The sequence below is a fragment of the Microbulbifer maximicatervae (SeqCode) genome, assembly GCF_052467695.1.
On the sequence record NZ_CP174320.1, the window covers coordinates 1,418,213 to 1,444,800 of the forward strand.

At 49.9% G+C, this 26,588-nt stretch carries 21 protein-coding genes; 7 read left to right on the forward strand and 14 right to left on the reverse strand.

The window, feature by feature from the left end:
* The first annotated feature begins 16 nt into the window (after window positions 1-16).
* The 3 genes from ACJJI8_RS06135 to ACJJI8_RS06145 are packed head-to-tail and all read left to right on the forward strand — an operon-like array spanning window position 17 to window position 3,755.
* Window positions 17-2,230, forward strand: coding sequence for an ATP-binding protein (locus tag ACJJI8_RS06135; protein ID WP_444934534.1), 2,214 nt, complete (start codon window positions 17-19; stop codon window positions 2,228-2,230).
* Window positions 2,230-3,345 (forward strand): response regulator, encoded by a 1,116-nt coding sequence (locus ACJJI8_RS06140; RefSeq protein WP_444934535.1) that lies wholly within the window; start codon window positions 2,230-2,232, stop codon window positions 3,343-3,345. Before ACJJI8_RS06135 ends, ACJJI8_RS06140 begins: the two co-directional genes overlap by 1 nt.
* Before the next feature lie 5 nt (window positions 3,346-3,350).
* Entirely contained in the window at window positions 3,351-3,755 is a 405-nt protein-coding gene (locus ACJJI8_RS06145; protein ID WP_444934536.1) for a very short patch repair endonuclease, read from the forward strand.
* Here ACJJI8_RS06145 and ACJJI8_RS06150 read toward each other — a convergent pair.
* From ACJJI8_RS06150 to ACJJI8_RS06160, 3 genes are all read right to left on the reverse strand, one after another.
* Entirely contained in the window at window positions 3,749-4,924 is a 1,176-nt protein-coding gene (locus tag ACJJI8_RS06150) for a restriction endonuclease (protein ID WP_444934537.1), read from the reverse strand. The genes ACJJI8_RS06145 and ACJJI8_RS06150 overlap by 7 nt on opposite strands.
* A complete protein-coding gene (locus tag ACJJI8_RS06155) occupies window positions 4,921-5,901 on the reverse strand; it encodes a DNA cytosine methyltransferase (RefSeq protein WP_444934538.1) in 981 nt (326 codons plus the stop codon). Before ACJJI8_RS06155 ends, ACJJI8_RS06150 begins: the two co-directional genes overlap by 4 nt.
* 116 nt (window positions 5,902-6,017) lie before the next feature.
* Complete coding sequence (locus tag ACJJI8_RS06160) at window positions 6,018-6,932, reverse strand: LysR family transcriptional regulator (RefSeq protein ID WP_444934539.1); 915 nt, start codon at window positions 6,930-6,932, stop codon at window positions 6,018-6,020.
* Between the two features lie 97 nt (window positions 6,933-7,029).
* Between ACJJI8_RS06160 and ACJJI8_RS06165 the strand changes: the two genes are divergently transcribed.
* Complete coding sequence (locus tag ACJJI8_RS06165) at window positions 7,030-7,536, forward strand: SRPBCC family protein (RefSeq protein ID WP_444934540.1); 507 nt, start codon at window positions 7,030-7,032, stop codon at window positions 7,534-7,536.
* 223 nt (window positions 7,537-7,759) lie between these two features.
* Here the strand turns inward: ACJJI8_RS06165 and ACJJI8_RS06170 are convergent, their stop codons facing one another.
* Together ACJJI8_RS06170 and ACJJI8_RS06175 are read right to left on the reverse strand one after the other, a co-directional pair.
* A complete protein-coding gene (locus tag ACJJI8_RS06170; RefSeq protein ID WP_282930558.1) occupies window positions 7,760-8,440 on the reverse strand; it encodes a phosphoadenosine phosphosulfate reductase domain-containing protein in 681 nt (226 codons plus the stop codon).
* Window positions 8,441-8,579: 139 nt separating this feature from the next.
* The gene (locus ACJJI8_RS06175) at window positions 8,580-9,026 is read right to left on the reverse strand and encodes a GNAT family N-acetyltransferase (protein ID WP_444934541.1); all 447 of its coding nucleotides are present in this window, start codon (window positions 9,024-9,026) and stop codon (window positions 8,580-8,582) included.
* 230 nt (window positions 9,027-9,256) lie between these two features.
* On the opposite strand from ACJJI8_RS06175, the gene ACJJI8_RS06180 reads away from it, so the two are divergent.
* A complete protein-coding gene (locus ACJJI8_RS06180; protein WP_444934542.1) occupies window positions 9,257-11,437 on the forward strand; it encodes a TonB-dependent receptor family protein in 2,181 nt (726 codons plus the stop codon).
* 71 nt (window positions 11,438-11,508) lie between these two features.
* Here the strand turns inward: ACJJI8_RS06180 and ACJJI8_RS06185 are convergent, their stop codons facing one another.
* Window positions 11,509-12,696 carry a class I SAM-dependent rRNA methyltransferase gene (locus ACJJI8_RS06185; protein ID WP_444934543.1) on the reverse strand — a complete coding sequence of 396 codons (1,188 nt, stop codon included), beginning with the start codon at window positions 12,694-12,696 and terminating at the stop codon, window positions 11,509-11,511.
* A 273-nt stretch (window positions 12,697-12,969) separates the two neighbouring features.
* Here ACJJI8_RS06185 and ACJJI8_RS06190 point away from each other — a divergent pair, with 273 nt between their 5' ends.
* Window positions 12,970-13,965 (forward strand): GlxA family transcriptional regulator, encoded by a 996-nt coding sequence (locus tag ACJJI8_RS06190; protein WP_444926325.1) that lies wholly within the window; start codon window positions 12,970-12,972, stop codon window positions 13,963-13,965.
* Window positions 13,966-14,334: 369 nt separating this feature from the next.
* Here ACJJI8_RS06190 and ACJJI8_RS06195 read toward each other — a convergent pair whose 3' ends face one another.
* The 4 genes from ACJJI8_RS06195 to glyQ form a co-directional block, all read right to left on the reverse strand.
* Entirely contained in the window at window positions 14,335-17,316 is a 2,982-nt protein-coding gene (locus ACJJI8_RS06195; RefSeq protein ID WP_444934544.1) for a S8 family serine peptidase, read from the reverse strand.
* Window positions 17,317-17,618: 302 nt separating this feature from the next.
* On the reverse strand, window positions 17,619-18,170 hold the full coding sequence (gene gmhB / locus ACJJI8_RS06200; protein WP_444934545.1) for a D-glycero-beta-D-manno-heptose 1,7-bisphosphate 7-phosphatase: 552 nt from the start codon (window positions 18,168-18,170) through the stop codon (window positions 17,619-17,621).
* Window positions 18,171-18,226: 56 nt separating this feature from the next.
* Complete coding sequence (gene glyS, locus ACJJI8_RS06205; RefSeq protein ID WP_444934546.1) at window positions 18,227-20,308, reverse strand: glycine--tRNA ligase subunit beta; 2,082 nt, start codon at window positions 20,306-20,308, stop codon at window positions 18,227-18,229.
* On the reverse strand, window positions 20,308-21,264 hold the full coding sequence (gene glyQ, locus ACJJI8_RS06210; protein ID WP_282930551.1) for a glycine--tRNA ligase subunit alpha: 957 nt from the start codon (window positions 21,262-21,264) through the stop codon (window positions 20,308-20,310). Before glyQ ends, glyS begins: the two co-directional genes overlap by 1 nt.
* Window positions 21,265-21,423: 159 nt before the next feature.
* Here glyQ and ACJJI8_RS06215 point away from each other — a divergent pair, with 159 nt between their 5' ends.
* Window positions 21,424-22,311 (forward strand): lysophospholipid acyltransferase family protein, encoded by an 888-nt coding sequence (locus ACJJI8_RS06215; protein WP_444934547.1) that lies wholly within the window; start codon window positions 21,424-21,426, stop codon window positions 22,309-22,311.
* A 33-nt stretch (window positions 22,312-22,344) separates the two neighbouring features.
* Here ACJJI8_RS06215 and ACJJI8_RS06220 read toward each other — a convergent pair whose 3' ends face one another.
* The 4 genes from ACJJI8_RS06220 to ACJJI8_RS06235 all read right to left on the reverse strand — a co-directional run bounded on the left by ACJJI8_RS06220 (window position 22,345) and on the right by ACJJI8_RS06235 (window position 26,526).
* Window positions 22,345-23,532 (reverse strand): ABC transporter permease, encoded by a 1,188-nt coding sequence (locus ACJJI8_RS06220; protein ID WP_444895587.1) that lies wholly within the window; start codon window positions 23,530-23,532, stop codon window positions 22,345-22,347.
* A gap of 63 nt (window positions 23,533-23,595) precedes the next feature.
* Window positions 23,596-24,756, reverse strand: coding sequence for an ABC transporter permease (locus ACJJI8_RS06225; RefSeq protein ID WP_444915105.1), 1,161 nt, complete (start codon window positions 24,754-24,756; stop codon window positions 23,596-23,598).
* Window positions 24,753-25,448: an ABC transporter ATP-binding protein gene (locus tag ACJJI8_RS06230; RefSeq protein ID WP_282930547.1), complete on the reverse strand. Its 696-nt coding sequence runs from the start codon at window positions 25,446-25,448 to the stop codon at window positions 24,753-24,755. Before ACJJI8_RS06230 ends, ACJJI8_RS06225 begins: the two co-directional genes overlap by 4 nt.
* A gap of 46 nt (window positions 25,449-25,494) precedes the next feature.
* A complete protein-coding gene (locus ACJJI8_RS06235; protein WP_108731210.1) occupies window positions 25,495-26,526 on the reverse strand; it encodes an efflux RND transporter periplasmic adaptor subunit in 1,032 nt (343 codons plus the stop codon).
* Window positions 26,527-26,588: the final 62 nt, after the last annotated feature.

Genomic DNA, 26,588 nt, shown 5'->3' on the forward strand with positions numbered 1-26,588 from the left:
GTAGGCAACAGCACCTATGAGCCGTCCAACCTTTAAAATTCGCCCTGCAGCACGACTGATCAGAACCATTGGTCAGGATTTAATAAAAGATGTATATGCGGCCATCGTTGAACTAGTTAAGAATTCATACGATGCCGATTCTCCTGATGTCGTTGTTTCTTTTAACTACGAAGAAAAAAATAGTCGTTTGACGATTGGTGTAGAGGATCATGGTCATGGAATGAGCGAAGATATCGTTACCAATCAGTGGTTAGTACCTGCGACCGATGACAAGTTGGTAAGGAAAAATAGCTCTAGAGGGCGTGTTCTACAGGGAAGGAAGGGAATTGGCCGATTTGCTGCCGCAATTTTGGGACAGCGAATCCTGCTAGAAACTACACAAGATGGCGTCACTACATCGCTAATCTTAGATATGGAGCAGCTCGAGTCCACCCGGTACCTGGATGAGTTTGATATTCTTATCGATGTTATAAAAACAGGAAAGCCTAATGGTACAAGGCTAGAGATAGAGAGAGATGGTGTCTCTCCTCAGGAGGTCCTAGATATATGGACCCCAAAACAACTCCATAAACTACTCGTAGAGTTACGAGGCCTCACTGCACCAGCCGAAGTATATGAGATGGCGCATAGCCAAGGCTATGAAATACACCATGATAAATTCGAAATGGAGTTGCAGTTCGGTGAGTTTCCACTAGAAGACTACTCTCACCGTAACATTGAAGTTGAACCATTCCCTGTCCTTGACCTTTATGATTACAAAATCTCCGGTAAAGTTGATGCGTCCGGAAAGGCTGAACTTGCCTTCGAAAATCAAAATGTACCTGGATTACCGCCTGAAAAAATTCAGCTAAATATTCCTTTGGATACTAGTGCAGGCGAAGTGTACCCGGGTGAAATATTTTTAGATCTTCGAGTTTACGATCGCGATCCAGATAGTATTGAGCACATAATTAAAAGGGGATTGAAAAACCCCACTTCAGGAGAATACGTAGGGAAGCAAGAAGCTCGGAAAATTCTTGATGAATACTATGGTGTAGGCCTTTATCGAGAACAATTCAAGATAAGACCCTACGGTGAGCAATCCTTTGATTGGTTAGAGCTAGATAAAAAGAGGGTGCAAGATCCTTCTCATAAAATTGGCCACAATCAAGTCATCGGTTTTGTATATGTTCGGCCCGAAGAACAGTCTGGGTTACAAGAAAAAAGTGCGCGAGATGGGTTGGTCGAAAACGGCGCATACTATGGCCTAGTCACAGTTGTATCCTTGGCAGTAAATGAACTTGCTGCGAGAAGGAGTCGTTACCGGGAGAAAGCAAAAAAAGGTGGGCGTAGTAGAAGACTAGACGATGAAGTTAATACTCTATTTGATTTCGACGATACACGTAAACGGATTAGTAAAGGTTTAGATGAACTCGGCATTTCGCAAAAAGAGAGAGAACGGGTTGGTGCGGTTGTTGAAAAAGTCCTAGATGACGAAAAACACAAGAAGGCTGCGATAGCAAGAAAAATCAGGGACACAATCGCAATCTATCAAGGGCAGGCTACTCTTGGCAAAATCACTCATGTACTGCTTCATGAAGGTCGGAAACACATTAAGTATATCTCTGAGACTGTGCCGAGGATAGCAAAGTGGTCATCTCATATGCGAACTTTACCCAGTGAAGAGCTTGCCTCAAAAATAGAAGAGCGTGGAGATAAAGTTATATCTCATAGTAAAGGATTGAGATATTTATTTAACAAAATTGAGCCGCTGGCTCGTACTCGACGCTCACCAAATAAAAATTTGATAATAAAGACCGAGGTACAGAATGCTTTTGCAATTTTCGCCTCCGAGTTGGATTCAGCACGAATTTCTTTCGAAGTGAACACGGTAGATGACAAGCTTTATGTCACCGGAAATGAGATGGACTTTATTACAGTCATTTCCAACCTCATAGAAAACAGCATTTTCTGGCACAGTCATTCGAAATCAACAAACAAAAAAATATCTGTAAATGTGCTGACGGAAGATGACAAAGTTTTGATCGAATATTCAGATAATGGTCCAGGGTTCCAAGGTGGGAATCTGAGCTTAATGTTCGAACCAGGCTATAGTATGAAGCCCGGTGGAACAGGACTAGGACTGGCACTAGCTGGAGAAGCGATGAGTCGTCTTGGTGGATCGATAGAGGCCAAGCATGATGACCGTGGAGCAGCATTTGAAATCGAATTTAAAGGACCGCAGCAATAATGGAAAACAACTATAAGCTCTTGATTGTCGAAGATGACGACGATATGTTCGAAGGCTATCAAGAGACTGCAGAGGAGCTCTCTAACAAAGATAGTCAAATCGAAATCGAAAGAGCGGATACCGCAAAGAAAGCGATCGAAGCTTTATCATCAAGTAATTTCGATGGAGCTATTGTCGACTTAAACTTATTAAACGATCCAGATCAGCCGACAGGAAATTTAGTTCTTCATGAAATAGTTGATAACCAACGTTTTCCCGTATTTGTAGTTTCGGGGAATTTGAACAATCTTGACCCCGAAATTGTAGATCAAAAATCAAATGTACTCCGCTTCTATAGTCGCGACGAACCCAATGAAAAAATATTCAATACATTACTAAGCCTTATACAGACCGGCGTAACTAAGTTTCTTGGAGTCAGAGGGGAAATTGATCAATATTTGCATAAAATTTTCTGGAAACATCTAGCCCATGATTTAGATACAGAAAACCCGGAAAACTCGCTATCCGATCGAGCACTAGTTAGATATACCATAAATCATCTAGGAGAATATCTACATCTCCCTGAAGATAATGATCGACATTTTCATGAGGCGGAAGTCTATGTAAGACCGCCAATTAGACAACATATCGCTACAGGAGATATTGTTAAAGCAGAATGCGGAGCTACGTACATCGTACTGTCTCCCGCGTGTGATATTGCAGTAAGGAATGTAGTCGAAGGAAAACCTGAAATAAATGCAGGAAGAATTATTATTGCTCCACTTATTCAAGTAGAGCGCCAAAAATTTCTGGATCACGGTATTCTAAAACCTGATCAAGACACATCAGCTCATCGAGAAAAACTGTTGGAAACCCTTGTTAAAGGGCAGAGGGAGAAGTTCGCATTCCTTCCGGGGCATAATGATCTAAGTCCTTCGCTAATAGACTTTCAGAATATACTTACTTGGTCGTACGACGAATTTTCAAAGACCTCGAGAGTTGCCACGGTCTCAGGTTGGTTCTTGAAGGATATTCAATCACGCTTTTCAGCTTACGTGGGGCGTCAGGGTCAACCAGATCTCCATAAATCGAAAATTGTCAAAAATACTAAAAAGCTATTGTCTCCGGAGAGTTAACCGGAGTGGCTGATGTATTAAGCACGAAACAGCGACGACGTTGTATGTCGCGGATACGTGGAACAGATACAGGGCCAGAACTGCTACTTAGGAAAGCTATTTGGATAAAGGGTTATAGGTACCGGGTAAAAAGTACGCTACCAGGAAAGCCTGATATGTGTTTCATCGGTCAAAGACTAGCTATATTTGTTGACGGCTGTTTTTGGCACAAATGCCCAAAACATTTTGTAACGCCAAAAACTCGCACTGAGTTTTGGGTTGATAAAATCAATAAAAACTGTGAGAGGGATAAGAGGGTCACAAAAGAACTACAAGAGTCAGGGTGGCGGGTTCTCAGGATCTGGGAGCATGAGATAAAAGAGGATTTACCAGCCTGCGTGAAGCGTGTTGAAGCTCTCCTGAATCAGTAATTTTTCTCCAACCACCTCTGAACATCCAAAGGGTGGCCCAGTTTCTTAAGCAGAAGCTTGGCAATATCAATAGCACTCAAAATAACAACTGGATGTTCATCACTTTTAAGCTCCTTGTAGGCTTGGCTTGCAAGATAGGAAGTGGTTACTAACACCCCAAACTGACGATGGCGCAACCGGGAAATCAAACGTGAAATCTCTTTTACTCCAACGCCATTGTTGATTGCATAGCATTTCGCCTCCATTGCGAAATCAACATCAATTCCACTAGCTCCCCGACAGATACGGTACTTCCCCGTTGCGTCCTTACCCCCATCCCGCCAAGGTCTGGTTATCTCAATATTGTGAGCATTTGGCATCGCGATACCGACCAAATCAGCGGCAAGGGACTCAAACCCGGTTGGAGAATCCTTAAAGCGATTGTAGATGGATGAAATAACTGATTGTTCGTCGGTGGAAAGATTCGTTTGCTCTTTCGTAGACCGGATACCGACTGTTCTTTCTGCGACCAGCCGATCGTATTCACGCTTATTTATCCAGTCGAGCCATGGCTTCGGAGCATGAGGGGAAGTTAGGGCCAAGCCGTTTTGCGCATCCCGTATCCAGCTTCTCGAAACGACAGGCACATTTAGTATTGTGAACGTCGCCCGATAGTTCTGAAACCGGATACCTTCAGTTGATGTTCTCCAAATCGCAGTGAGATCCTCGTCAGAACTCATGCTCTTGGCACCCGGGACAGCCAACCCTAGAAACTTGGTATCGCGGTATGTACCTGTTTTCCCAAAGAGAAGGATTGGGGGGAATGCCGTGATGGGTGAGGGCTTGCCGTGGCAGTACTCAAAAATACTGCGAAAGATTTTGTTTCCGTCACGTTTCGTATCATGCAGATCGCCAGGCCCGCGCTTGTCACCATAGTAAGTGAACAAGCCGTTCTCAATATCCAGCTCATCCGGCCAGTCAAGATTCGAGAAATCAGTCTGAAGCACCAGCAACTTAAGAGTGTCGACTTCCGTTCTCGGGCTCCCGAGACACCGGAATCCCGCTCCGTTATCAACACTTAGCAGTGCTGGAAGCGGGTCATCAGAGTAGTTGCCCTTTCTCGACCCTCCGTAAACCGCATCAACGAAGAGATCCTGGCTGGAAAGCTCTGTACTGATAATTTCCGTCATGCAACGTTAAGCTCGAGCAGCGCAAGCTCATTAAGCTTCTTGAAGATAATTTCTGTAACAGGTGAACAGACTCCATTACCACAAAGTTTGACTTTATCGCGGCGATTACCCACAGGCAGTTTGTGTTTGCTATTGCCGCACATTGCTTTAAGCAGTTCCGGTGGTTGGAGCATTCTAAGCTGAGGCTCACCTTTCTCCCATGTGACCAAGCCGAAGCGGTCTAGTGTCGTTACCGTACGCAAAGGGTCTTCAAGCCTTTGCCAGCCACCGGCATAGTCGGAACCGTAATAGACAATAAGAAAGTCTTTGTTTCTTCCCAGTTCGGCAATAGCGCGTTCGGCCCGCTCGATAGTTGCCTTTGCTCTATTCGGGCTGTATAGAGGCTTGGATTTGTACTGCCCTGAACGGTCAATAATTGATGCAGCCGTTTTTCTACGGCGTCTATGAAGTTTGAAAAGATCCTCTTCGGTTATTCTTGTGCCCATCCTGTCACACACAAGAAACATACGCTTTCTGGCCTGCGGAGCTCCAAAGTCAGCAGCATTCAACTCCAGTGGGCTGACTTCATATTTTTGCCCACGGATGTCCCGGATGAGATTTTCCAGGCCATCCCACTTCTTCATCTGTGGTACGTTCTCCACGATTACCCAACGGGGCTTAAGGGCCCGCATCCACGGAATTATTCCCAGGGCAGTTTCTTTGCTCTGTTCACAGCCGGGGCGGGCACCACGGGCGATGGAATGGGACGTGCATTCAGGAGAGGTGAGCAGTACATCTGGCTGATACTTCTTGGCATATTTTCTCGGAACCACATTCTCAATACGCTCGGTAAGAACCTCCGCTTCGGGAAAGTTATGTTGATAGGTCTCTGTCGCGAGATCCCAGGCATCCACAGCAAGAAGAGGAGTTGCTTCTGCACTGACTGCACCACGCGCACCAAAGCCCCCGCCGCAAAAAAGATCTACAAAAGTAAGCATCAAAAAAATCCAATCTATTTACGCCAGGTTAAACAAGCCGGCAGCCGTAAACAAGAGAAGATTATAACCCGCCCCTTTAGATGAACCGTCTTTATGTAGATCTAGTGATCTTCGGATCAGTTCTTGGTATTAATATAACCCTGCTTTCCATCAAGCTTGTCTACAAGACGACTAAACAACTCCACGATAAACTCCCTAAAAACCTTAAAACGCATAACATTGCGGTGCTCTGGATTGGAGACTAGCCACAGTTCATGCAGGCGGGATGGAGCTGCCCCAGGGACCCGAATGACTCCTTCAGCACCATCTGCAAGAAAGCAGGGCAGCCTAGCCAGCCCCAGTCCACTCTTAACTGCCTCTAGCTGTATCAAGCCGTGATTAATCTGGTGCTGATAAGGCATCTGTGGATAGGGTGTGTCTTTGGCCCAATTCAATATGGCGTCATCGCCACTCCAGCCGAGCCAGTGACCATCGTCAGGTACAGATTCCTCGATATACCTTGGAGAACCGTAACAGCAACTGGGTAGGTCGGCGAGCTTGCGAGCAACAAGTCGATCCGAAACATTTACGCCGCCTTTGGGGAGAATACGAAGTGCTATGTCGGCTTGGTGACTTTCCAAATCGAGAACGTGGCTAGTAACCAGTAGCTGTACGTTGATCTCTGGATACGCACGTGAGAAGTCATTTAGGTAGGGGAAAATTAAGTGCGATGCGACTACATCCGGCATCGTGATGCGAACTTCCCCGGAGAGCTGGTTACTCCCTCCCTGTAAATGCTTTTGCGCGGCATTTAGATACTGCTCTGCCGATTGGGCATAGTCGAGCATCGCTTTGCCATCCTCCGTCAGCTGATAGCCTTTGGAGCTGCGATAAAACAGCTTGGCCTGAAGCTTTTCCTCCAGGGCATCAATACGGCGAGAAACTGTGGAATGGCTGACTTTAAAGTCGTCAGCAACGCTGCGAGCACTCTTACTCCTGGCTACCGCGATAAAGAACTGGATATCTCCCCAATCTATGGACTCTTTATGCAACACACTGTCCTATTTTGCTGTATTCCGTTGCATATAGTGTCCAGTTAATCTGTCTCCCGTCAATAGCACTCCCGTAGAGAAACCCAGGAGATCAGAGATGAAAGAAGCCCAAGTAAACCGAGAAATCGCAATCGACCGCCCAATTGATGAGGTTTGGAAGGTCCTTGCCGTTGATTTTGACACAGCCTCTGAGTGGATGACTTTAATCCCTCACTCCTTTGCTAAGGAAGGAAAACCTGTTGAAAATGCGAGTGTAGAAGGCCGGGTTTGTGTGCTGACAAATAAGGGACCGTCGGGTCTTGTCGCAGATGAAACTATTACAAGGTTTGATGAGAAAAACTATGAACTGGATGTCTCGGTTGAAACCAAAAATACGCCACCGGGATTCCCCGTTAAAAAGAGTTTATCCCAATTTAAATTAAGCCCCTCTGTTGGTGGAGGCACAACAGTGAATTTCACTGCAAATATGGAGTTAAATACTTTAGGAGGCGTGTTGAGTCCTGTGGTGAAGAAGATGACTGGCTCTCAATTTGAGCAAATGCTGAAGGACCTGAAAATTTACATGGAAAAAGGAGGTCATCTTGCAAAAGGGGCAGTCGCCTAGCCTATCGCATGATAAGTAATTTAAGGACTCTTCTGGATTTACGCGGAAGTAAATAGAAGAGTCTCCTTTTTGAAAAAAATACAGCGAGTCGAGACTCGCCTATTTGTAATAGATTGTATTATTCGGTAAATACGTAAAAAGCATTTACTTTATAAACGGCTGGGATAGAGGGCCTTGTTAAAGAGATAGGCGAAGTACGCTAGTCCTCGCCGAGTAGTCCATTCTATTTTTCCAACAGCAATCCGCACTCCCGGTGCTCCTCACCTTTAGTTGGATCAAAATAAATATCGTTATCGGGAAGATCATTCTCGTAAACATACTCTTCCACATCGATTTCCTTCAGGTGGAACATCGGTGCCACTCGAATAGTTCCGTGGTTGCCCTGGGTGAAAATATCCAGGTTTTTGCGGTGCGAGTTCTGGTCGTGGCGGATACCGTTTAGCCATACATCCGGCTGCAATTCCTGCATAGCGCGGTTAAACGGCTCCAATTTAACGGTCCTGGAGAAGAAGTCATGCTCAGGGGTATCCAGCTGCGGGATTCCCCCGTAAACGGCGTTGTAGTGGGCCGCGGACATCTTCGGTGAGTAGGTGCGCAGGTTCAAATCGAGAGATTTGACCACGTTTTCGATATGGCGATAGGTTTCCGGGGTGTTATAGCCGTGGTCCACCCAAATTACCGGGATATCCGGTTTAGCGCGGGTAACCAAGTGAAGAAAGGCTATTGCCAATGGGCGGAAATTAGTAAAAACCACCGGGTTCTGAGCGTGTTCCATGGTGAACTGCATAATTTCGCTTGGCTTGGCGCCAGCGAAACGAAGGTTCATGGACCCCAGATCCGCATCGTGATGAAAGGTGCGTTCTGGAATAGGCTGTAAAGTTTGGCTGGAAGCGTTGCGTCCCATAAAAATTCAGCGCTCAGGAAAATTATGATGGGAGGCATGCTACCCGGTTCAAGAGTCGCGTAGAAACAATAAAAAGAAGTGATTCAATAAGCTTCAGTTATAAGGGAAAGTCTATTCAATGGGCATAATGCTTCAAATTTTATCTTGCAGATGCCCTGGGGCACTGCATGGAGATTGAATGCTGGCCATACTCCACGTTATAGCTGCGCTCCACCTCTACAAAACCATGCTTTTGTAGAAAGTATCGAGTGCGAAGATTCTCACGAAGTACTTCAGCCTTTAGTGGGTAACGCCGGTCACGAATTGAAGAAATGAGGTTAGTGCCGATTCCACAACCGCTAAATAAAGGACTGACACAGAGGTGGGTGACGGTACCGTCACAAAGCAGCGTGATAAAGGCTTCCGCGACAGCATTGTTGCGATCGGTATAAACCAGGCATTGAGTGGCATCACGGCAGTCTTTACGAAATTGAGCTATACGGTCCACCCAAAACTGGCGGGGTATGGAGGGGTGGGAGTTCGCTGATGCATGTAGCCAAAGTTGCTCCAACCTGTCCAGCTCTTTGAGTTTTGCCTTTCTAATCATGGGCACACCCGAAGCGGATACGTGAGCCCAATGCTAGTCAGATCGAAGAGTAGATCCTAGAAAACATCTGCTTATAAGAAAACCTTAAAGTTGCAGGCACTCCAATGAAGTTCGTGGCGCTAAACAACAAAAATAAGAGTGTAAATAAAGTGTAATGGGAATGTTAAAATACAATCATTCGTATTTATAAAAACAATGACTCAAGGTTACTAATAATCCTTGGAGGGTTCATGAAGCACATTCCATTTACACCCCTGGCCTTTACGATAGCCACTACTATTGCTGCGCCGACCTTAGCCGAGCAACAGTTGGAGAGCATAACAGTAATCGGCGACTCCTCATCTATTTCCAAATTGCCTGGCTCTGCACACTTGGTTGATGCTGATGAGTTAGCCGAGTTCGAGTTTGTAGATATAAATCGCATGATGCGCTCAGTTCCTGGGGTCTACATTCTTGAAGAAGATGGCTACGGATTGCGTCCGAATATCGGGATTCGCGGTGCCCAAGGGGGACGCTCCGCCAAAATTTCCTTGATGGAAGATGGAGTGTTAGTGGCTCCGGCTCCTTACTCTGCACCAGAAGCTTATTATTTCCCTAGTGCGGGCCGTATGAATGCAATTGAGGTGTTGAAAGGCCCCGGATCTCTGCAATATGGCCCATTCACCGTGGGTGGTGCAGTCAATATGCTGAGCACACCTATCCCCACTGCCAGTGAAGGTATGGTGCAACTAGAGGCCGGAGAATTCGGTGAGAGCCGTATGCATGCTCATTATGGCGCCAGTACAGAAAATACTGGCTGGCTGTTGGAAACACAGCAGCAGTATGCAGATGGATTCAGAGAAATCGATAGTGCCGGCAGCGCAGATATTGCTAAAGAAGACTATCTGTTAAAGGGTCGTATCAGTTCCGATAGAGACGCAACTTATCGCCAGCAGTTGGATATCAAGCTTCAGTACTCCGAAGAGGAGTCTGGCATGAGTTATCTGGGCCTAACGGATGCCGACTTTAAGAAAGATCCGAACCGTCGATACGGTATCAGCGCCCTGGATGAAATGCAGAATCGCCACAGCACTATCCAGCTGAACCACAGTATCGAACTGAGTGACAGTTTTACCCTGCATACCCAGGCTTACTACAACAAGTTTAAACGCGACTGGTTTAAGGTCAGCGAGGGTGACTTGATAGATGCTGTTAATACCGGCGGCAGTGTTGATGGAGTTTTAGACCCTCAAGCGGTTTTGGATGGCACTGAAGATTACACCTTCGGTGTTAAGCACAACAATCGTGAGTACGAGGCTAAGGGCCTGCAGATAAGTGCCGATTGGCGCTTTAATACTGCTTCTGTTAGTCATGAGCTGTCCTTTGGAGTGCGCCAGCATCAAGACGAAGTGGATAGATTCCAGCCTGTGGAAAACTATGAGCAGGTTGATGGCAAATTGGTGTATCTGAGCACAGATATTCCCGATACCGCTGAAGAAAGCAGCAATAACCGTGTTGAAGAAGCGGATGCAACTTCGTTCTTTATCTACGACGATATCCAGCTGAACGATAAGCTGACTCTCACTGCTGTTCTTCGCTACGAGGATATAGAGACCGAGCAGCAGCGTTATAACGACGCCGAGCGTACCGAGAAGGGCAATTATCGCACCAATCAGGTGGATGAATGGCTGCCAGGTTTGGGACTTGTTTACCAGGCAAGCGAACAGTGGAGCCTGCTGGCAGGTGTGCACCGTGGCTTCGCCCCTCCCGGCGCAGGTGCAGCCGATGGCCAGGGGCCGGAGTTATCCACAAACTATGAATGGGGTGCTCGCTTCGATAACGGAAGCCTGAATGCTGAATTGATCGCCTTCTACAGTGACTATGAAAATGCTGTGCAAAACTGCTCGGTGGCGGTGAAATGTCCCAATGGTGCCGAGAGTGGTACCTATCAGTTGGGTGAAGCAGAAATCAAAGGGCTGGAAGCTACGCTTGGAAGTGAGTGGGTGCTCACAAACGGTTGGATACTACCGGTGCGGGCAACCTATACCTTTACTGATGCAGAAATCAGTGAAGATAGTGACGGTAATGACCTGCTTGCCGGCGACAACCTCGAATACCTCCCAGAAAATGTCTTTGCGATATCTGCGGGTCTGGATAGCGGCGCTGCTTGGCGTTTGAACCTGACTGCAGCCTATCAGGACGAGATGTGTGTTAATACCCAATGCAACCGGGGAGACACCGACCAATTTGATTATACCGAGTCACTTTGGGTTGTAGATGCTGCTGCGCATTATGATTTCATGGCTGACCTGACCGGTTACCTGAAAGTGGATAATCTGTTGGATGAGCAGGTTATTATTAGCCGCAGCCCAGATGGCGCCCGTGCAAATCGGCCCCGCACTGCCACTTTAGGCATGAAGTATGTCTTTTGACCTGAAGTAGGCTCATCGACCTGAGAACAATGCCCCGGTCATTACCGGGGCATTGTGGGGTTCATGAGCACCTACTTATTGGTGTTTCCCCCTAGATGTACAAAATGAGCTTTTAGGTAGTTGGTTTCCGGAATTGCTGGATGCACAGGGTGATCGGCCCCTTGACCACCACTGGCCAGAATTGAGGCTGGGCGCCCCAAGCGGTGAGCGGCGCCACGGATACAGTCGAGAAGCTCATCGGATTGCAGATGCATAGAGCAGGAAGCGCTTACTAACAGCCCATCCTTCGCCAACAAACGCATTGCGAGTTCATTGATATGGCGATAGGCCGCCAAGCCGGCTTTATGATCTTTCCTCCGCTTAATAAAAGCGGGTGGGTCGAGCACAATCGCATCAAACCTCTCCCCCTCTGCAACCAACCCTTTGAGGACATCCAGTGCTTTACCCTGGATGGTTTTGAGCTTGTCGGCGAATCCATTGTGATCCGCATTGAGTAAACACCAGTCCAAGGCCTGTTGTGAGGCGTCTACGCACACTACTTCTGCGGCACCATTGGCCAGTGCCTGAATACCCCAACCGCCCGCGTAGGAAAACAGATCTAAGACTCTTTTGCCGTTGACCCAGCGATTCAAGAGCCTGCGGTTTTCCCGGTGATCGTAAAACCAACCGGTTTTCTGTCCCTGGTGTACCGGGGCCAAAAGTGGAACGCCGTTCTCCTCGAACGGGACCATCTCGGGTACATCTCCAAAGGCTACGGTGTGTACCAGCGGCATATCTTCAACTGCGCGCCCCTGATGATCATTGCGCAGCAGGATGCCTTTGGGGTTAACCATCTCCACCAACTTATCCACAATCGTTTGTTGGTAGCGCTCCATTCCCCAATTGCTGACCTGGACTACTAAATAATCCCCAAACCTATCCACTACCAAGCCCGGAAGCCAGTCAGAGTCACCGTATACCATCCGGTAGCTGGGGTGGGAAAAGTACCGTTGGCGCTGTTCAAATGCAGTTTGTATGCGCTCACAAACAGTATCTGTGGAAAAGTCAGAATTGCGACTGACTATTCGTCCACAAATAAGTTGGCTCGGATTTACAAAGGCTGTGCCGAGCAGCTTGCCCTGGCTATCGTGAACTTGGCACTGACTACCCGCATCAATTCCCTTTAATGGAGAGCGCTTAGTGTCCACCTCATTGCTGTAAATCCATAGGTGGCCACGCTTGAGTCGGCGCTCTGCGCCTCGATTCAGTATTAACTCCACCAAAAGGGGATCTCCGTTGATGTGTACAAATTAGGGGCCAATTGTGCGGACAGCTAAGTGAAGGTCAAGCCTGCAAGCTGATGTATGGCTCGTTCGGAGCTTTGAGAACTAATAGTCACCCGAGGGTTACTCATATCCGTCAAAGTTTATACGTCAGTACCGGAGAAAATGACTATCAATTTGGGGTAACAGGGTGTCTAAGCTGGCTATAACTGGCAGAATCTGGCGCCTGTAAGTCATTCTTATCCCCAGCCGTTGTGGAAAACTGCCGAGATGAATAAGCACCAACAAACACAAAATGGAGCTAGGAAAGTCGCCATGGTGGTCTGCCCGGGTGCTACCAGCCTGGATATCACAGGTCCCCTAGAGGTTTTTGCCTTGGCAAATGACCAGTTGCGCAAACAAGGGCGTTCCAACCAGGATTTCTATGATATTCAGTTGGTGGGACTTGAGTCTGGTCCGGTTACGACTTCGACAGGGGTTAAGGTTTTTATAGACCTCCCGTTTCATGAAGCCGAGGGGATTCACACCCTGTTGGTGAGCGGCATGCCACCGGACTCCTGTCAGCGCGCATGTGCCAATAGTTCTGTTCTGGAGTGGCTGGCTGAGCAGCAGAAAAAGGTTGCTCGTATTGGTTCAATCTGTAGTGGGGCCTTGATGCTCGCCAACGCAGGCATTCTCAATGGACGGCGTGCTACAACGCATTGGGCGGATGTTCCTGAGTTGCAGGGATTCTCCCAGGTAGAAGTGGATCCGGATGCCATCTTTGTCCGAGACGGTAATGTTTATACGTCGGCCGGAATTACTGCTGGAATTGATTTGGCTCTATCGATGATCGAGGAGGACCATGGGAGGGGCTTGGCACTCAACCTGGCTCGAATTCTTGTTCTCTACTTAAAGAGAGATGGGGGGCAGCAGCAATTTAGTGTGCGACTGGAAAATCAGATAAACAGCGATCGTTTTGCAACTTTGATTGAATGGATGTACCAGAATATTAAGAAACCTATAACGGTGGAGAGGCTGGCTCAGGAAGCGGCTATGAGCCCACGGAATTTTGCCCGAAGCTTTGTGCGAGAGCTTGGTGTAACGCCTGCTCGTTTTCTAGAGCAAATAAGAGTGGAACGAGCTTGCCAATTATTTTCCGAACAAAATCAGTCACAGGATAAAGTGGCAAAACTCTGTGGGTTTCAATCCCAAGAACAATTGAGAAGAGCCTTTAAAAAGCACAAGGGTATTTTGCCTAGTGAATATCGAAAGCGTTTTCACTAAAAATATAGTTACTAATTACTTGCAGACAATTGTTAATATTTAATTTGGGAGATTTATATTTAGCGCAGTAAAAAGTAATTGTTGTTTTAACTGTATATCAACTGAACTTACTCATTCTTTTTTACCGAAGCTTATTTTTTAACATAGGAAAAATTTTCCGGGTTGATGATACTACTGGAGTGTAGGATTTCTGCTGCTGTGAATATCAATCGAAAGACAAAAACTTTTTGGCACTTGGGTCGATTATCCCCAGACATAGCGAGCGCTTTTATTCATCAGCAGAATGCACTCAATTGCGAATAAAAAACCGGCCAAACTCCGGCCGGTTTTGACTTTCACTTCCTACCATCAATTATCAGCGTGTGAGGCCTATTGAGTATTAATCATGACCTGGGTTTCGGAAAAATCTTTTTCTCCGTCACCATGAGTCAAAATACCAAGATGGCGGGTATTGGGAGTAATGTTCATCCACTCCAAAGAAACTACCCCAGTTCCGCCAATCTGTGCTTGAGCCGGCGCATCCACTGCGGTATTTCCATTGTCCCCGTTCAGATTAAAATTGAATAAGCTGAAATTGGTGGGGCCGGCGGATGTCGCATAATCGACAACAACAGCTGCATATTGGCCGGGAGAGGGGTTAGCCAGGGAAACTGACTCTGCGGAAGTGGCGCTGCCGCTGGTACCGACTTCGGGATAGTTTGGCGCTGGGCCATAAACTTCCAGGTCCAGGTCGTCACTTCCGCTACCGTCGCCCACATCGGCATCATACATAGCGATATGCGCAAGCTCTGTTCCCTCAGGTATATCAAAGAAAATTACTTGAACATCGCCATCTTCAACAGTGGTTGTAGTGGCCTCACCCTCCGCCAGGCCAGTGACATTCACCTGGAAATCACCGTTGTAGCCGAAGCCCACATTAAGTTCGAGGTTGCCATCGGTGCCGCTGCCAGTTAATTGCTGTGGTGCAACTAGAGGAACAGGCCGAATAGCAATTGGGCTGCGCACACTGATCTGGGAGCCTACGGATTGCCAGGTGAGGTCACCAAAGACCCAAGTATTCATTTCGGCGGACTCTGTGGCGGTGAAGGTCACCTCAAACTCAGCACTCTCTCCCTCCCTGAGGCGTAGCACTTTCGGGTTGATATCTACATCGATACCGAGTGGCGCGTTGATGGATGCCCAATACCAACGCTGGCCGGGGGCGACGCTAGTAACCCGGCGTTTGATGGTCTGGCTGCCGAGGAGGTCGGCGACCCCCATAGAAGCGAGGTTCAGGTCGCTGGAATCGCTAGAGTATCCCAGGGACGTCAACGCATCACAGGTTGTGCTATCGACCATCTCGGGCTGGAGTTCAGCGCCACATAGGAAGGCGAGATAATCATTGAAGCCCGCATCGTAAACCAGCCCCGGTTTAAAGGCGTCACGGGGCACTATGGCACCGGCACCAATATCAAATGGTGTTGCATCCGCTGGTCCGTAAGACTTGCGCAGGTCATTGCGCGCACTCGTCATCAATGCGGACTTGGCCATTGCCGGGCTCCAGTGCGGGTTAGCCTGCTTTAGCAGCGCCATCACACCGGCCACATGGGGACTCGCCATAGAGGTGCCACTCAGAGCCCCAAACAGTTCTCCTCCACTCTGTACCGGAGAAATTCCCGCGATAATGCCAACCCCCGGGGCACTGATATCCGGCTTGATAATATCCGGAGCTCCACCGTTCCGGCCGCGAGATGAAAAGTTTGCGACGCGGTCTTCCCTGGGGATCAATTGAGACGGATCGATAACTCCAGAAACTTCGCTACTGGCTGCGAGAGTTTCACCCTCGTAGTACGAGATCATCATTCCGGGGATACGGGTATCAGGGGCAGACATGGTGATCGGGTTGATGCGATCGTCCGCGGTACCATCGTTGTAAACAACAATAGCCAAGGCGCCGGCATCAGCAGCATTATTATATTTATCGGTAAAGGAGCAACCCCCACGTCTTACCAGAGCAATACTGCCCTCCAAAGACTCGCTGTTAGTGACTTCGCTACAAGCTTCTAACGGCTCGCTGAGAACAACCTCAGCAGAGACTGCTCCAACCTCTTCAAGGCTCACTGTGCCGTTGCCTTCACGCCCTTCGTAAGTGCCGGAAATGGATTCTGGCGAGGATACTTGTAGGGCTAAACCGAAGCTTTGGTCATCCTCTGAGGCACCGACTGCGGTTATCCAGGGTACTCCTGAAGGAGTGCCCATGGTCTCGGGTCCGGGTCCGTTGTTACCGGCAGATGTGGCGACAAAAACGCCGGCATCGGCGGCAAATAAAAATGCGATGTCATCGGCACCACTAAAGGTGGTGCTGGCGCCACCTATCGAGAAGTTAATAACATCTACACCATCGGCCACGGCTTCATCAATAGCCGCCATGGAGTCGGCCGATGAGCAACCACTATCGTCGGGATCTGGAGCATCCCAGCAGACTTTATACACCGCGATGCGGGCTCGTGGCGCCATTCCGGTAAGGGTTTTTCCATCCGGGGTAATAACGCCATAGTTACCGGCGGCAGTGGTCGCGGTGTGGGTACCGTGCCCGTCTGCATCCCTGGCTGACAGGAATTCGTAATCTGCCAATTCGTTGTTGGTCAGGAAGGCATCGGAAAAAGACTTGGCTTTAATCAGCTTGTTATTACAGGTAAATGCGGCGTCGCCAGGGTTGTGGTCGCTGTTGCCGAATTCACAGCCGTTGCCTGTAAATGAATCGGGAATAGAGCCGTAGGGGACATTGGGTCCCAGGTTGCCCTGTAATGGGGTGGCGATATCGGCGACACTCTGGTGCTCTGGATGGATTCCCGAGTCGATAATGCCCACCACTATATCCTCACCAGTAATCCCCCAGAGCCATGGGCTGGGCATATCTGTGATGCCGAGGAAATCTGCGGTGGAGTCGGTATGGGGCTTTAGTAATTCATCCTCCCAAACACCTTTAACGTCGGCGCGACCGCGCAGAGCTGCCGCTTCCTTTTCGCTCATTACCGCCGCGAAGCCATTAAAAGCGGTGTCGTATTCATGAACAGTGCGTGCGCTGGGAATGGTGGATAGAACTTGTTCCCGCCGCGACCGAAGGAAATTGGAATAGTGTCGGTAGCTGCTGCTTTGGGGATCGAGTTTGCCACGGTTGGATGGTTTGGTGGCCGACAAACCGGGGATGGTACCGCTATAGGAAGACAGAGGCTCGCTGTCTAATTGAACAATATAAACTTTTTTTGGTTTTTCCGGATTGGGGGCAAACTTACTTGTGGCTGACTCAGCAAATAGGCTGTTGGAAAACAACATACCGGCTGTCAGGGCAGTAAGAATTTGTCTTTTCATTGGAGTATCCCTTTTATTGTTTTGTGCAGGCGGCAACAAAAGGCTTAAAAGAGCTCGTCGCTGGGGCATTACTCCTTTTCCCCGACAGGAATGTTCAGAGCGTCATTCAAGCCTCACCCATCCCTGGCTTGGCACGAATCGCTGATACAACAATGGGCTCGCCCTCCCGCTAGTTGCTTTTAAAGGAATGCGCCATACAGCTCAATAAGTTGGCGCCTGGGTGAACAACTGATCGCAAAAATAGTGCGCCAGGTTAAATATTGGACGCTCGAATCATCTAGCGAAAAGAGAGAGGGAGCGGTTTAGGGGGATAATAAAAACTGAGAAAAATGTGAAAGATCAACAAATACTGAAGTATTAGCCAGGCGGGGGTCGGGCTGCTCGATTAGGTGCTGTAACGTCTGATCACCTGCACCGGTTTTTACCAGAACGGGTTTACACCCCTTCTCCAACGCCAGATAAAGATCTGCCAGCTTGTCTCCGACCAAATAACAGTCGTGCAGGCTGGTATCAAATTCAGCCTCGATGGCATCCAGCAGACCCGCCAGGGGTTTGCGGCAGCGGCAATTATCTTCAGGGCCGTGGGGACAGTAGAAAATAGCGGCGATTTCGCCACCGGCATCCTCCACCTGAGTACGCATTTTAGCGTGCATTTCTTCCAGGTCATCCAGATCAAATTGGCCCAGCGCCAGGCCGCTCTGATTGGTGGCTATTACCAATTGATGGCCGGCCTGACTGAGCGCTGCCAGCGCTTCAATACTGCCGGGCAGGGGCTGCCATTCGTCGGCGGATTTGACGAATTTATCGGGATTTTCGTTGATCACCCCGTCGCGGCCGAGAATGATAATTGCCATATTCGTATCTCCCTGATTTGCGAGGCGGGGGTTTAACACCCCGCCTCTGCAAGTCATTACTTGGCAGGAACCAGTAGGGAAATATCGGCAACTTCGAGGAACAGTGCGCGCAGCTGGGCCAATAGGGCCAGGCGGTTGTTGCGCAGTTGCTCGTCGTCACTCATTACCATCACGTGGTCGAAGAAGCTGTCTACGGTTTCACGCAGGCCAGCCAGACCGGCGAGGCCCTCGGCGAAGAGCGCATCGCTATACAGAGGCTCGACTTCTGTGCGGGCAACCTGTACTGCGGCGAACAGAGCCTTTTCCGCCTCTTCCTGCAACAGAGCTTCATCGACACTGCTGGGTACAGCACTGTCTAACTTGGCGAGGATATTGGAAACGCGCTTGTTGGCGGCGGCCAAAGCACCGGACTCCGGCAGCTGGCTAAACGCGTTGACCGCGTGCACGCGGTTGTCGATATCCAGCGGGCGCGACAGCTTGCGCGCGGCAACGGACATAAATACTTCGGTGGCGATACCCTGGTCTTCGTAACGGGCGCGGAAGCGCTCCAGTACATACTGCAGAGTTTGCTCCACCACCTTGTCATATTCACCCAGGGCGGTGCGCGGGTAGTTGTCGCGGGCCAATTCCAGCAATTCGCGCAGGTCCAGGTCGAGGCGCTTCTCTACGAGAATGCGGATGATCCCCAGGCTGGCGCGGCGCAGGGCGAAGGGGTCGCGGGAGCCGCTGGGGGGTTGGCCTATGCCGAAGATGCCGACCAAAGTATCCAGGCGATCCGCCAGGGCGATTACAGTGCCGGTGTCGCTGGCGGGCAGCTCGTCGCCGGCAAACTTGGGCATATACTGCTCGTACATGGCCTTGGCCACATCCAACGGCTCGCCGTCATTTTCGGCGTAGTAGTAGCCGGCGATGCCCTGCATATCGGCAAACTCGAACACCATCTCGGTAACCAGGTCCGACTTGCACAGGCGGCCGGCGCGCTCGGCCCAGTCGCCGTTGCTTCCGGTTTTCTCAGCGATGGTGCGGGCCAGGGCGGCTACCCGTTCAGTCTTGTCGTAGACGCTACCCAGGTGCTGCTGGAACACGATTTGGCGCAGTTTCTCGCGGCGTGATTCCAGGCTGGTCTTTTTGTCGGTCTCAAAGAAGAAGGCAGCATCTGCCAGGCGCGGACGGATTACGCGCTCATTGCCGTGGATAACCTGGGCGGCATCCTGGCTCTCGATATTGGACACGGTGATAAAGAAAGGCAGCAATTGGCCATCTTCATCTACCACATGGAAATATTTCTGGTGCTCCTTCATGGAGGAGATCAGGGCTTCAGCGGGTACTTCCAGGAAGCGCTCTTCGAAGCGGCCGGTGAGGGCGACAGGCCATTCAACCAGTGCAGTCACTTCGTCGAGCAGATCGTCATCGATGACCGCTTCACCATTGACGTTGTTGGCTTCGGCGATCACCTGGGCGCGAATGGCTTCGCGGCGCTCGGCGAAGTCAGCCATTACGTAGCCGGGTTCGCGCAGAACCTGTGCATAGTCGTGGGCGGAGTGGATCTCCAGCTCGCGATTGCAGTGGAAGCGGTGGCCGCGGCTGGTGTTACCGGCTTTTAAGCCGAGTACTTCACCGTTGACTACCCTGTTGCCAAACAGCATGACGAGCCAGTGCACCGGGCGCACGAACTCCTCGCGGCGCGCACCCCAGCGCATTCGCTTGGGAATTGGAAGTTGCGCCAATGCCTTCTCGACAATGCCCGCTAACAGGGATTCGGTTTCAGCGCCTTTTTGCTCGCTGATAAAGGCCAGGCGCTCGCCTTTGTCGGTCTCTTTGCGTCCCAGCTCTTCAACAGTTACGCCGTTGCTGCGGGCGAACCCCTCAGCGGCTTTACTGGGCTTACCCTCTTTATCGAAAGCGGCTTTGACAGCCGGGCCCAGCTTTTCAATTTGTTTGTCTTGCTGCTTATCTGCCAAACCGAATACTGCTACGGCCAGGCGACGGGGGGCTGCGTAGGTTTTAACTTCGCCAAAAGACAACTCGGCGCCTTTGAGGCCCTGGGTAATACCATCGGCGAAAGCGCTCATTAATTTGTGTAACGCCTTGGGCGGCAGCTCTTCGGTGCCCAGCTCTACCAGAAAATCCTGAGCCATTACTGCTTCTCCTCTTGCTCGATGTCTTCCGCCAAAATATCTGCCCGCAGTGCTTCATCTGCCATGGGGAAGCCTAAGGCGCGGCGCGCATCGTAATAAGCCTGTGCCACGGCGCGGGCCAGGGTTCGTACGCGCAGGATATAGCGCTGGCGCTCAGTCACTGAGATGGCGTGGCGCGCATCCAGAAGGTTGAAGGCGTGGGATGCCTTCATAACTTGCTCGTAAGCGGGGAGCGGCAGGCCCAGCTCAATCAGGCGTGTGCTCTCGCGCTCGCAGTGATCAAAGGTCGCGAACAGGAACTCCACATCAGCGTGTTCAAAGTTGTAGTGGGACATTTCCACTTCGTTCTGATGGAAAACGTCGCCGTAGGTGACGGGGCTGCCATCCGGGTTGCGGGTCCACACTAAATCGTAGATAGACTCGACACCTTGCAGGTACATGGCGATACGCTCAAGACCGTAGGTGATCTCGCCGGTAACTGGGTAGCACTCGAGGCCGCCAACCTGCTGGAAGTAGGTGAACTGGGTAACTTCCATACCATTCAGCCAAACTTCCCAGCCGAGGCCCCAGGCGCCCAGGGTTGGGGATTCCCAGTTGTCCTCAACAAAGCGAATATCGTGGACAGCGGGATCTACGCCCATGGCGCGAAGGCTATCGAGGTACAATTCCTGGATATTGTCCGGGGATGGTTTCATTACTACCTGGTATTGGTAGTAGTGCTGAAGGCGATTGGGGTTCTCGCCGTAGCGGCCATCGGTAGGGCGGCGGCAGGGCTGTACATAGGCCGCATTCCAGTTTTCCGGGCCTATGGCGCGGAGGAAGGTCGCCGGATGAAAGGTGCCGGCGCCCACTTCCATATCCAGAGGCTGTAGAATGACGCACCCTTGGCGCGCCCAATAATCCTGCAGGGCAAAAATGAGTCCCTGAAAGGTACTGAGATCGTATTGCTTGGACACCGCTATCTCCGGATCAGTATCTGCTGTGGGCAAAGGGACGCAATTATAGCGGTAGCGGCTCCTGTGCTTAAAGCGCTATAGCCGCTTCGGAGGTGTCAATGTTCATTCTCGAACTAGATAGCCGTCTCAAAATGGCTTTTGTGGATAGGAAGTAATTCAGTGGATATTAAAGGGCGCCTTGCAGTAGGGGCACTGAAAATCATTGGCAAACTGCCGTTGTCTTGGTCGCGACGCCTCGGTTTACTCGTTGGCAAAATTGCTGTGTGGACGCGCTCCGAGGGGCTGCGTCTGAGCCGTATAAACCTGGAGTTGTGCTATCCGGCCATGGACCCAAAGCAGCGCGAACGGCTCGCCAGAGAGAGCGTTATCAGTACTGCAATGACCGGCTTTGAGATGGCGGCCCTATGGAACACCCCCTGGGCCAAAAGTAAGAATGCGATTGTGGGAGTGCGCAACCAGCACTTGCTCGACGGGAGTGAAGAAGGCAGGACCGGCACAATTGTACTGATGCCGCATACGGGCAATTGGGAAATTTTTGGCTTGCATGTAGGCACCCTGGCTCCCTGCACAGTGCTATACCAGCCTCCCAAAATTGAAGCTTTGGACCCGGTTATTCGCAATGGGCGGGAAGTGACCGGTGGCAAGATGGTTCCCACCAACGTACATGGGGTTCGCTCGCTACTTAAGGCTCTCAAAGTCGGTAATTTTGCCCTGATACTTCCCGATCAGGAGCCGGATATGGGCGGTGATTTTGCTCCTTTCTTTGGGCGCCCCGCATTGACGATGACCTTGGTTCACAATTTGATACAGCGCACTAATTGCCATGTGGTGTTTGGTTTCGGCAAGCGCGTTGAAGGTGGTTTTGAGCTGGTATTTGTTCCTGCGGAAAAGGCCATTTATAGCGATGAGCAGAAAGTTTCCCTGGCGGCGATGAATCGCGGTGTAGAGGCCTGTATTGCCCAGGCACCAGAGCAGTATCAGTGGGAATACAAGCGCTTCAGGAAACAGCCGGAAGGCAAGAGTAAAATTTACCGCAAGAAAAAGTAGGGGTTCTTCATAGAAGCCCCCACATAAAATTATTTAAGTCGCGTGCCGGAAAGCGACCACAACCGGCATGCGTGCCGCGCGCCAGGCTGGGAAGAAGCCGCTGATAAAACCGATCACCAGCGCCAATACGGCGCCCTGCACAAACAGGTCTGGGGACATCTCAAAACTGAACACCACCTGGGTAAAACTGCCTCCCAGAGTTGAGGTGTTGAGACCGTCGAAAAACAGGTATGCAGCCAGGGAACCCAAAAGTCCGCCGGCAACAGCTAAAACCATTGCCTCAGCAATAGTGCCGCAGAACGCGGAGAAGTTGCTGAATCCCAACGCGCGCAGCGTGGCGATTTCACGAGCCCGGTCCGCTACCGAGGTATACATGGTGTTGAGAGCTCCGGCCAGTGCGCCTAGCGCCATCACAGAGCTGATGATCCAGCCAAAAGTAGCGATATATTGCAGCTGTTTACCCTGGCTGGCGAAGTACTCCTGTTCGGTTTGCGCTTCCAGGTTTAGGCGGGGCTCGCGTTTGATGGTTTCCTGAATGGGCTTGAGATCGCCGTCATTCTCCAATTGCAAGCGGATTGACTGGTAGCTGTTACCCCGGTTGTAGTGACTTTGGATAATTTTGATATCTGCCCACAGCTCGCTCTCAAATATATTACCCCCTGTGGAAAAGACCCCAACAACTGTCCACAGGTTTTTGCCAAAGCGCACTTCTTTACCGATTTCGAAACCATTAAATTCACGCAATACCCCTTCACCAACAATCATTTCGTTAGTGCCGGGAGTAAACATACGCCCCTCCACCATACGCATGTTATTGCGCATGGCCATGCCGGTTTCATTGAGGCCGCGCAAGGGGATATTGGCTTCGGTGCCGGTGGATTTCTTCAGGCCATCGACAATAACGTAGAGCTCCGGTGATACCAGCGGGCCGTTCGTATCCCTGGCAACACCGGCCGATTCCGCAATCAGGTTGACCTGGTCCTGCAGGATTACAGAGTTGATTTCACTGGCAGACCCCTCTCGCATCAGGATTGCGATCTGGCTGGAGCCGGCCCCACTCATGGTCGCCTCAAATCCCTTGGCCATAGCGAGAAACGCCAGCAGGATTGCGACGACAACTGCCGAGGCAAATACCATGGCCAGTGACATCCACAGGCGCCGGCGCAGGCTGCCCAGATTCATCAGGGTTACCGAAACAATTTGTGCAATAAGAGAACCCATAATTTCTTCTCCTTTAAGGTTTCCCCAGTGAAAACCATTGTGTAGTTTCAGTGGGGCACCAGTTTATTGTTGTCGGTTAAATGCAGTTACTATGTTAAGTCGCAGAGCCTGAAAGGCTGGCATCAGCCCGGTAATCAGACCCAACAACAACATAAATAGAATGGCTTGCAGGGCGATATCCCCATCCAAAATCAAGTTGGGCAAAAAGCGGGCAAGGAAGGTTTTTACCCCTTCGACCAGCAGCCAGGCTGCGGCCAGGCCGGAAAGGCCGCCGACAAAGGCAATTAACAGGGACTCCGACAGCACCATTCGGAAAATACGAGTGCTGGAAAAACCCAAGGTTTTTAATACGGCGATCTCCCCGGTGCGCTCGCGAATAGCCAGTGCCATAGTGTTGCCAACCACTACCAATATGGTGAAAAAGGCAGTAAACACCACAGAAAAAATAATTAAGCCAATATTTCCGATTTGTTCAATAAAGGCTTTATTAAAGGCTTTCTCGGTACTGGTATCGGTTTCATTTTGCGAGTTGGCAAAATTGTCATCGATAGTTTTTGCGACGTTTTCATTGATGGCAGGGTCATCGGTTGTTAGTGCCATCCAGCCAATCCAGTCACCACCGAAAGTCTGTGTCTCCATAAAATATTTATAATGAAACAATAATTGGCGTGTATCGTACTGTTCCGTATCCCCTTTAAAAATCCCGGAAATCACAAATTCCCAGGTGTAGCCACCATCTTTATGCGAAAAAATATTGGAGGATAAAGGAATCCTATCGCCCACTTTCCAGCCGTAAATCTGCGCGAGTTTTTCCCCAACCAAGGCCCCTTGCCTATTGTTAAACCAAGCCTGCTTTTGTTCCTCGGGAATAACAATTTCTTCATAGACTTTTAAATAGGATTCTGGATCTACAGCCATTGAAACGACCTGCCGGCTGGGTTCCTGAAAATAACCGCCAAACCAGTTGAGATGAGTTACATGTTTCACTCCCTCGACGGCTGCAACCTTTTGCACATAGGCAATGGGTAGTGACTGGGTAAAGTTAATTCTATTGAATACCACCAGACGATTATCAGCGGATAATTCCACGCTGGAATTTAATGCGGACTTGAGGCTGGTAACCGAACCGAAAATCAAGAAGGCGATAAAAATAGCAAAGCAGGTAAGGAATAGCCGCAAGGGCTTCCTTGTCATATTTTTAAAAACCAAATAAAAATCACTCATGCCACTATTTCCCTCTGCACAAATTGTCCTTTATCCAGATGTAGGGTGCGCTTGGCGTATCTTGCAGCCGCGGGATCATGGGTAACCATCACGATGGTTTTGCCGTGGTCGCGGTTTAACAATTGCAGCATTTCCAGTATTTCATCTGCTGTGGCCCGATCCAGGTCACCAGTGGGCTCATCACACAGAATCAGTTTTGGATCGGAAACGATGGCGCGAGCGATGGCAACACGCTGTTGTTGCCCGCCGGACATTTCACTGGGCATATGTTTTGCCCGATCACTTAATCCTACCAGGGCCAGTGCGGTTTCCACATTGTGGCGGCGTTGAGATTTGGAGAGATTTGTCAGCAGTAGCGGCAGCTCTACATTGCGCTGGGCATTGAGCATCGGCATTAAATTGTAAAATTGGAAAATGAAACCAATATTTCTCGCTCGCCAGCGGGTTAGGGCGCCTTCATTGAGGGAGTCAATGCGCTCGCTGTCAAACCATATCTCTCCACCGCTGGGTTGATCGACGCCGCCCAACATATTTAACAGCGTTGTTTTACCGGAGCCCGAAGGCCCCATAATGGCAACGAAATCACCGCGATCAATTTCCATATTCAGGGATTCAAAAATGGAAATGGTCTCTTTGCCCTTGGTAAAACTTTTGCTGACATCCTTCAGCTGAAACAACACTTCCTCTGACATCTCAAATTCCCTCTTATAAATACTGTTGTGTTTTTATTGGTGTTTGCTAAGGAGCTGCGGCCTCGCCTGCGAGGAAGCCCACCTTAACGCCCATATCCGGCAGGATTCGGGCATCTTTGTCGTCGATAGCTATTCGCACTCGAACAGTTGCCTTGGCTCGATCGGCCGTTGGAATGATAGCGATAACGGTAGCTGGAATGTCCCAGTTCGGGTAGGCATCCAGGTTGGCGTTAACTTTCTGTCCCTTGGCAACCCGGCCGATAAAGGCTTCGTTCACATCCACTTCGATTTCGAGTGAATTCATATCCACGATGGTACAGATTCCAGTGCGGGTAAAACCTCCGCCGGCAGAGCTGGGGGCAACTATCTCGCCAGGTTGTGCATTTTTTGTCGTGACTACGCCGGCAAAAGGCGCGCGGATAATATGATCTGCCAGGCGTTCTCGCTGCCTCTCAGCTTCAAGAATGGCGACTTGAATATTGGCGCGGGCACTTTTTAAGTCTGCCCGTAACCCCTCTACCGAGGATTCACTTTGGGTGAGCTGCGCTTTGCTGGAATAATTTTTGTCTCGAAGTCCGGCAAAACGCCGATATTGGCGTTCAGCCTCTTTTAACTTCGCGTGAATACTCGCTTCCTTGGCTTGAAGCACTTGAATTTGTGCCTGGGCAAAATCCAGCGCGACCCGCGCTTTGGCATCATCCAAGCGGGCCAGAACCTGTCCCTCCTCGACCTGCATTCCCTCTTCGACATCCACACTACTGATCAGGCCCATTACTTCAGCAGAGACTGTAGCCATGCGCCTCGGTGTGATATAGCCGGAAGCATTAAGAATGGTCTCGTGAAATTTTTCCTCCCTGGGAATCAAGCTGAGAGTCTTGGCTTGAGGTTCGCTACTTTGGGGGAGCACTGGTGTACTGTCTTCTGCAAATAGAGAAGCGCCGGCAAGGCCTATAACTATGCCAGTAACTAGGCCGACAGATGCCGCCAATATAACTTTGCGCGATGGGGAACTGGGTTCGGGCGCTGTTTCCCGATCAATTTTGAGTTGACCGAGCAGCGCACTAGTATCTCTGCTCATACAGCCTGTTTTTATTAGTTACTTCCTGTAAACAGCAACTGTGGCAGAAATTAAAAAATATT

Bases quoted from the DNA above. Each gene is read 5' to 3' on its own strand.
- ACJJI8_RS06165 (WP_444934540.1), top strand. From the start codon at position 7,030: ATGAAAGAAGCCCAAGTAAACCGAGAAATCGCAATCGACCGCCCAATT.
- ACJJI8_RS06235 (WP_108731210.1), bottom strand. From the start codon at position 26,526: ATGAGCAGAGATACTAGTGCGCTGCTCGGTCAACTCAAAATTGATCGG.
- ACJJI8_RS06170 (WP_282930558.1), bottom strand. From the start codon at position 8,440: ATGGGACGCAACGCTTCCAGCCAAACTTTACAGCCTATTCCAGAACGC.
- gmhB (WP_444934545.1), bottom strand. From the start codon at position 18,170: ATGGCAATTATCATTCTCGGCCGCGACGGGGTGATCAACGAAAATCCC.
- ACJJI8_RS06195 (WP_444934544.1), bottom strand. From the start codon at position 17,316: ATGAAAAGACAAATTCTTACTGCCCTGACAGCCGGTATGTTGTTTTCC.
- ACJJI8_RS06135 (WP_444934534.1), top strand. From the start codon at position 17: ATGAGCCGTCCAACCTTTAAAATTCGCCCTGCAGCACGACTGATCAGA.
- ACJJI8_RS06140 (WP_444934535.1), top strand. From the start codon at position 2,230: ATGGAAAACAACTATAAGCTCTTGATTGTCGAAGATGACGACGATATG.
- ACJJI8_RS06180 (WP_444934542.1), top strand. From the start codon at position 9,257: ATGAAGCACATTCCATTTACACCCCTGGCCTTTACGATAGCCACTACT.
- ACJJI8_RS06220 (WP_444895587.1), bottom strand. From the start codon at position 23,532: ATGGGTTCTCTTATTGCACAAATTGTTTCGGTAACCCTGATGAATCTG.
- ACJJI8_RS06225 (WP_444915105.1), bottom strand. From the start codon at position 24,756: ATGAGTGATTTTTATTTGGTTTTTAAAAATATGACAAGGAAGCCCTTG.
- ACJJI8_RS06190 (WP_444926325.1), top strand. From the start codon at position 12,970: ATGAATAAGCACCAACAAACACAAAATGGAGCTAGGAAAGTCGCCATG.
- ACJJI8_RS06155 (WP_444934538.1), bottom strand. From the start codon at position 5,901: ATGCTTACTTTTGTAGATCTTTTTTGCGGCGGGGGCTTTGGTGCGCGT.
- glyS (WP_444934546.1), bottom strand. From the start codon at position 20,308: ATGGCTCAGGATTTTCTGGTAGAGCTGGGCACCGAAGAGCTGCCGCCC.
- ACJJI8_RS06150 (WP_444934537.1), bottom strand. From the start codon at position 4,924: ATGACGGAAATTATCAGTACAGAGCTTTCCAGCCAGGATCTCTTCGTT.
- ACJJI8_RS06230 (WP_282930547.1), bottom strand. From the start codon at position 25,448: ATGTCAGAGGAAGTGTTGTTTCAGCTGAAGGATGTCAGCAAAAGTTTT.
- ACJJI8_RS06175 (WP_444934541.1), bottom strand. From the start codon at position 9,026: ATGATTAGAAAGGCAAAACTCAAAGAGCTGGACAGGTTGGAGCAACTT.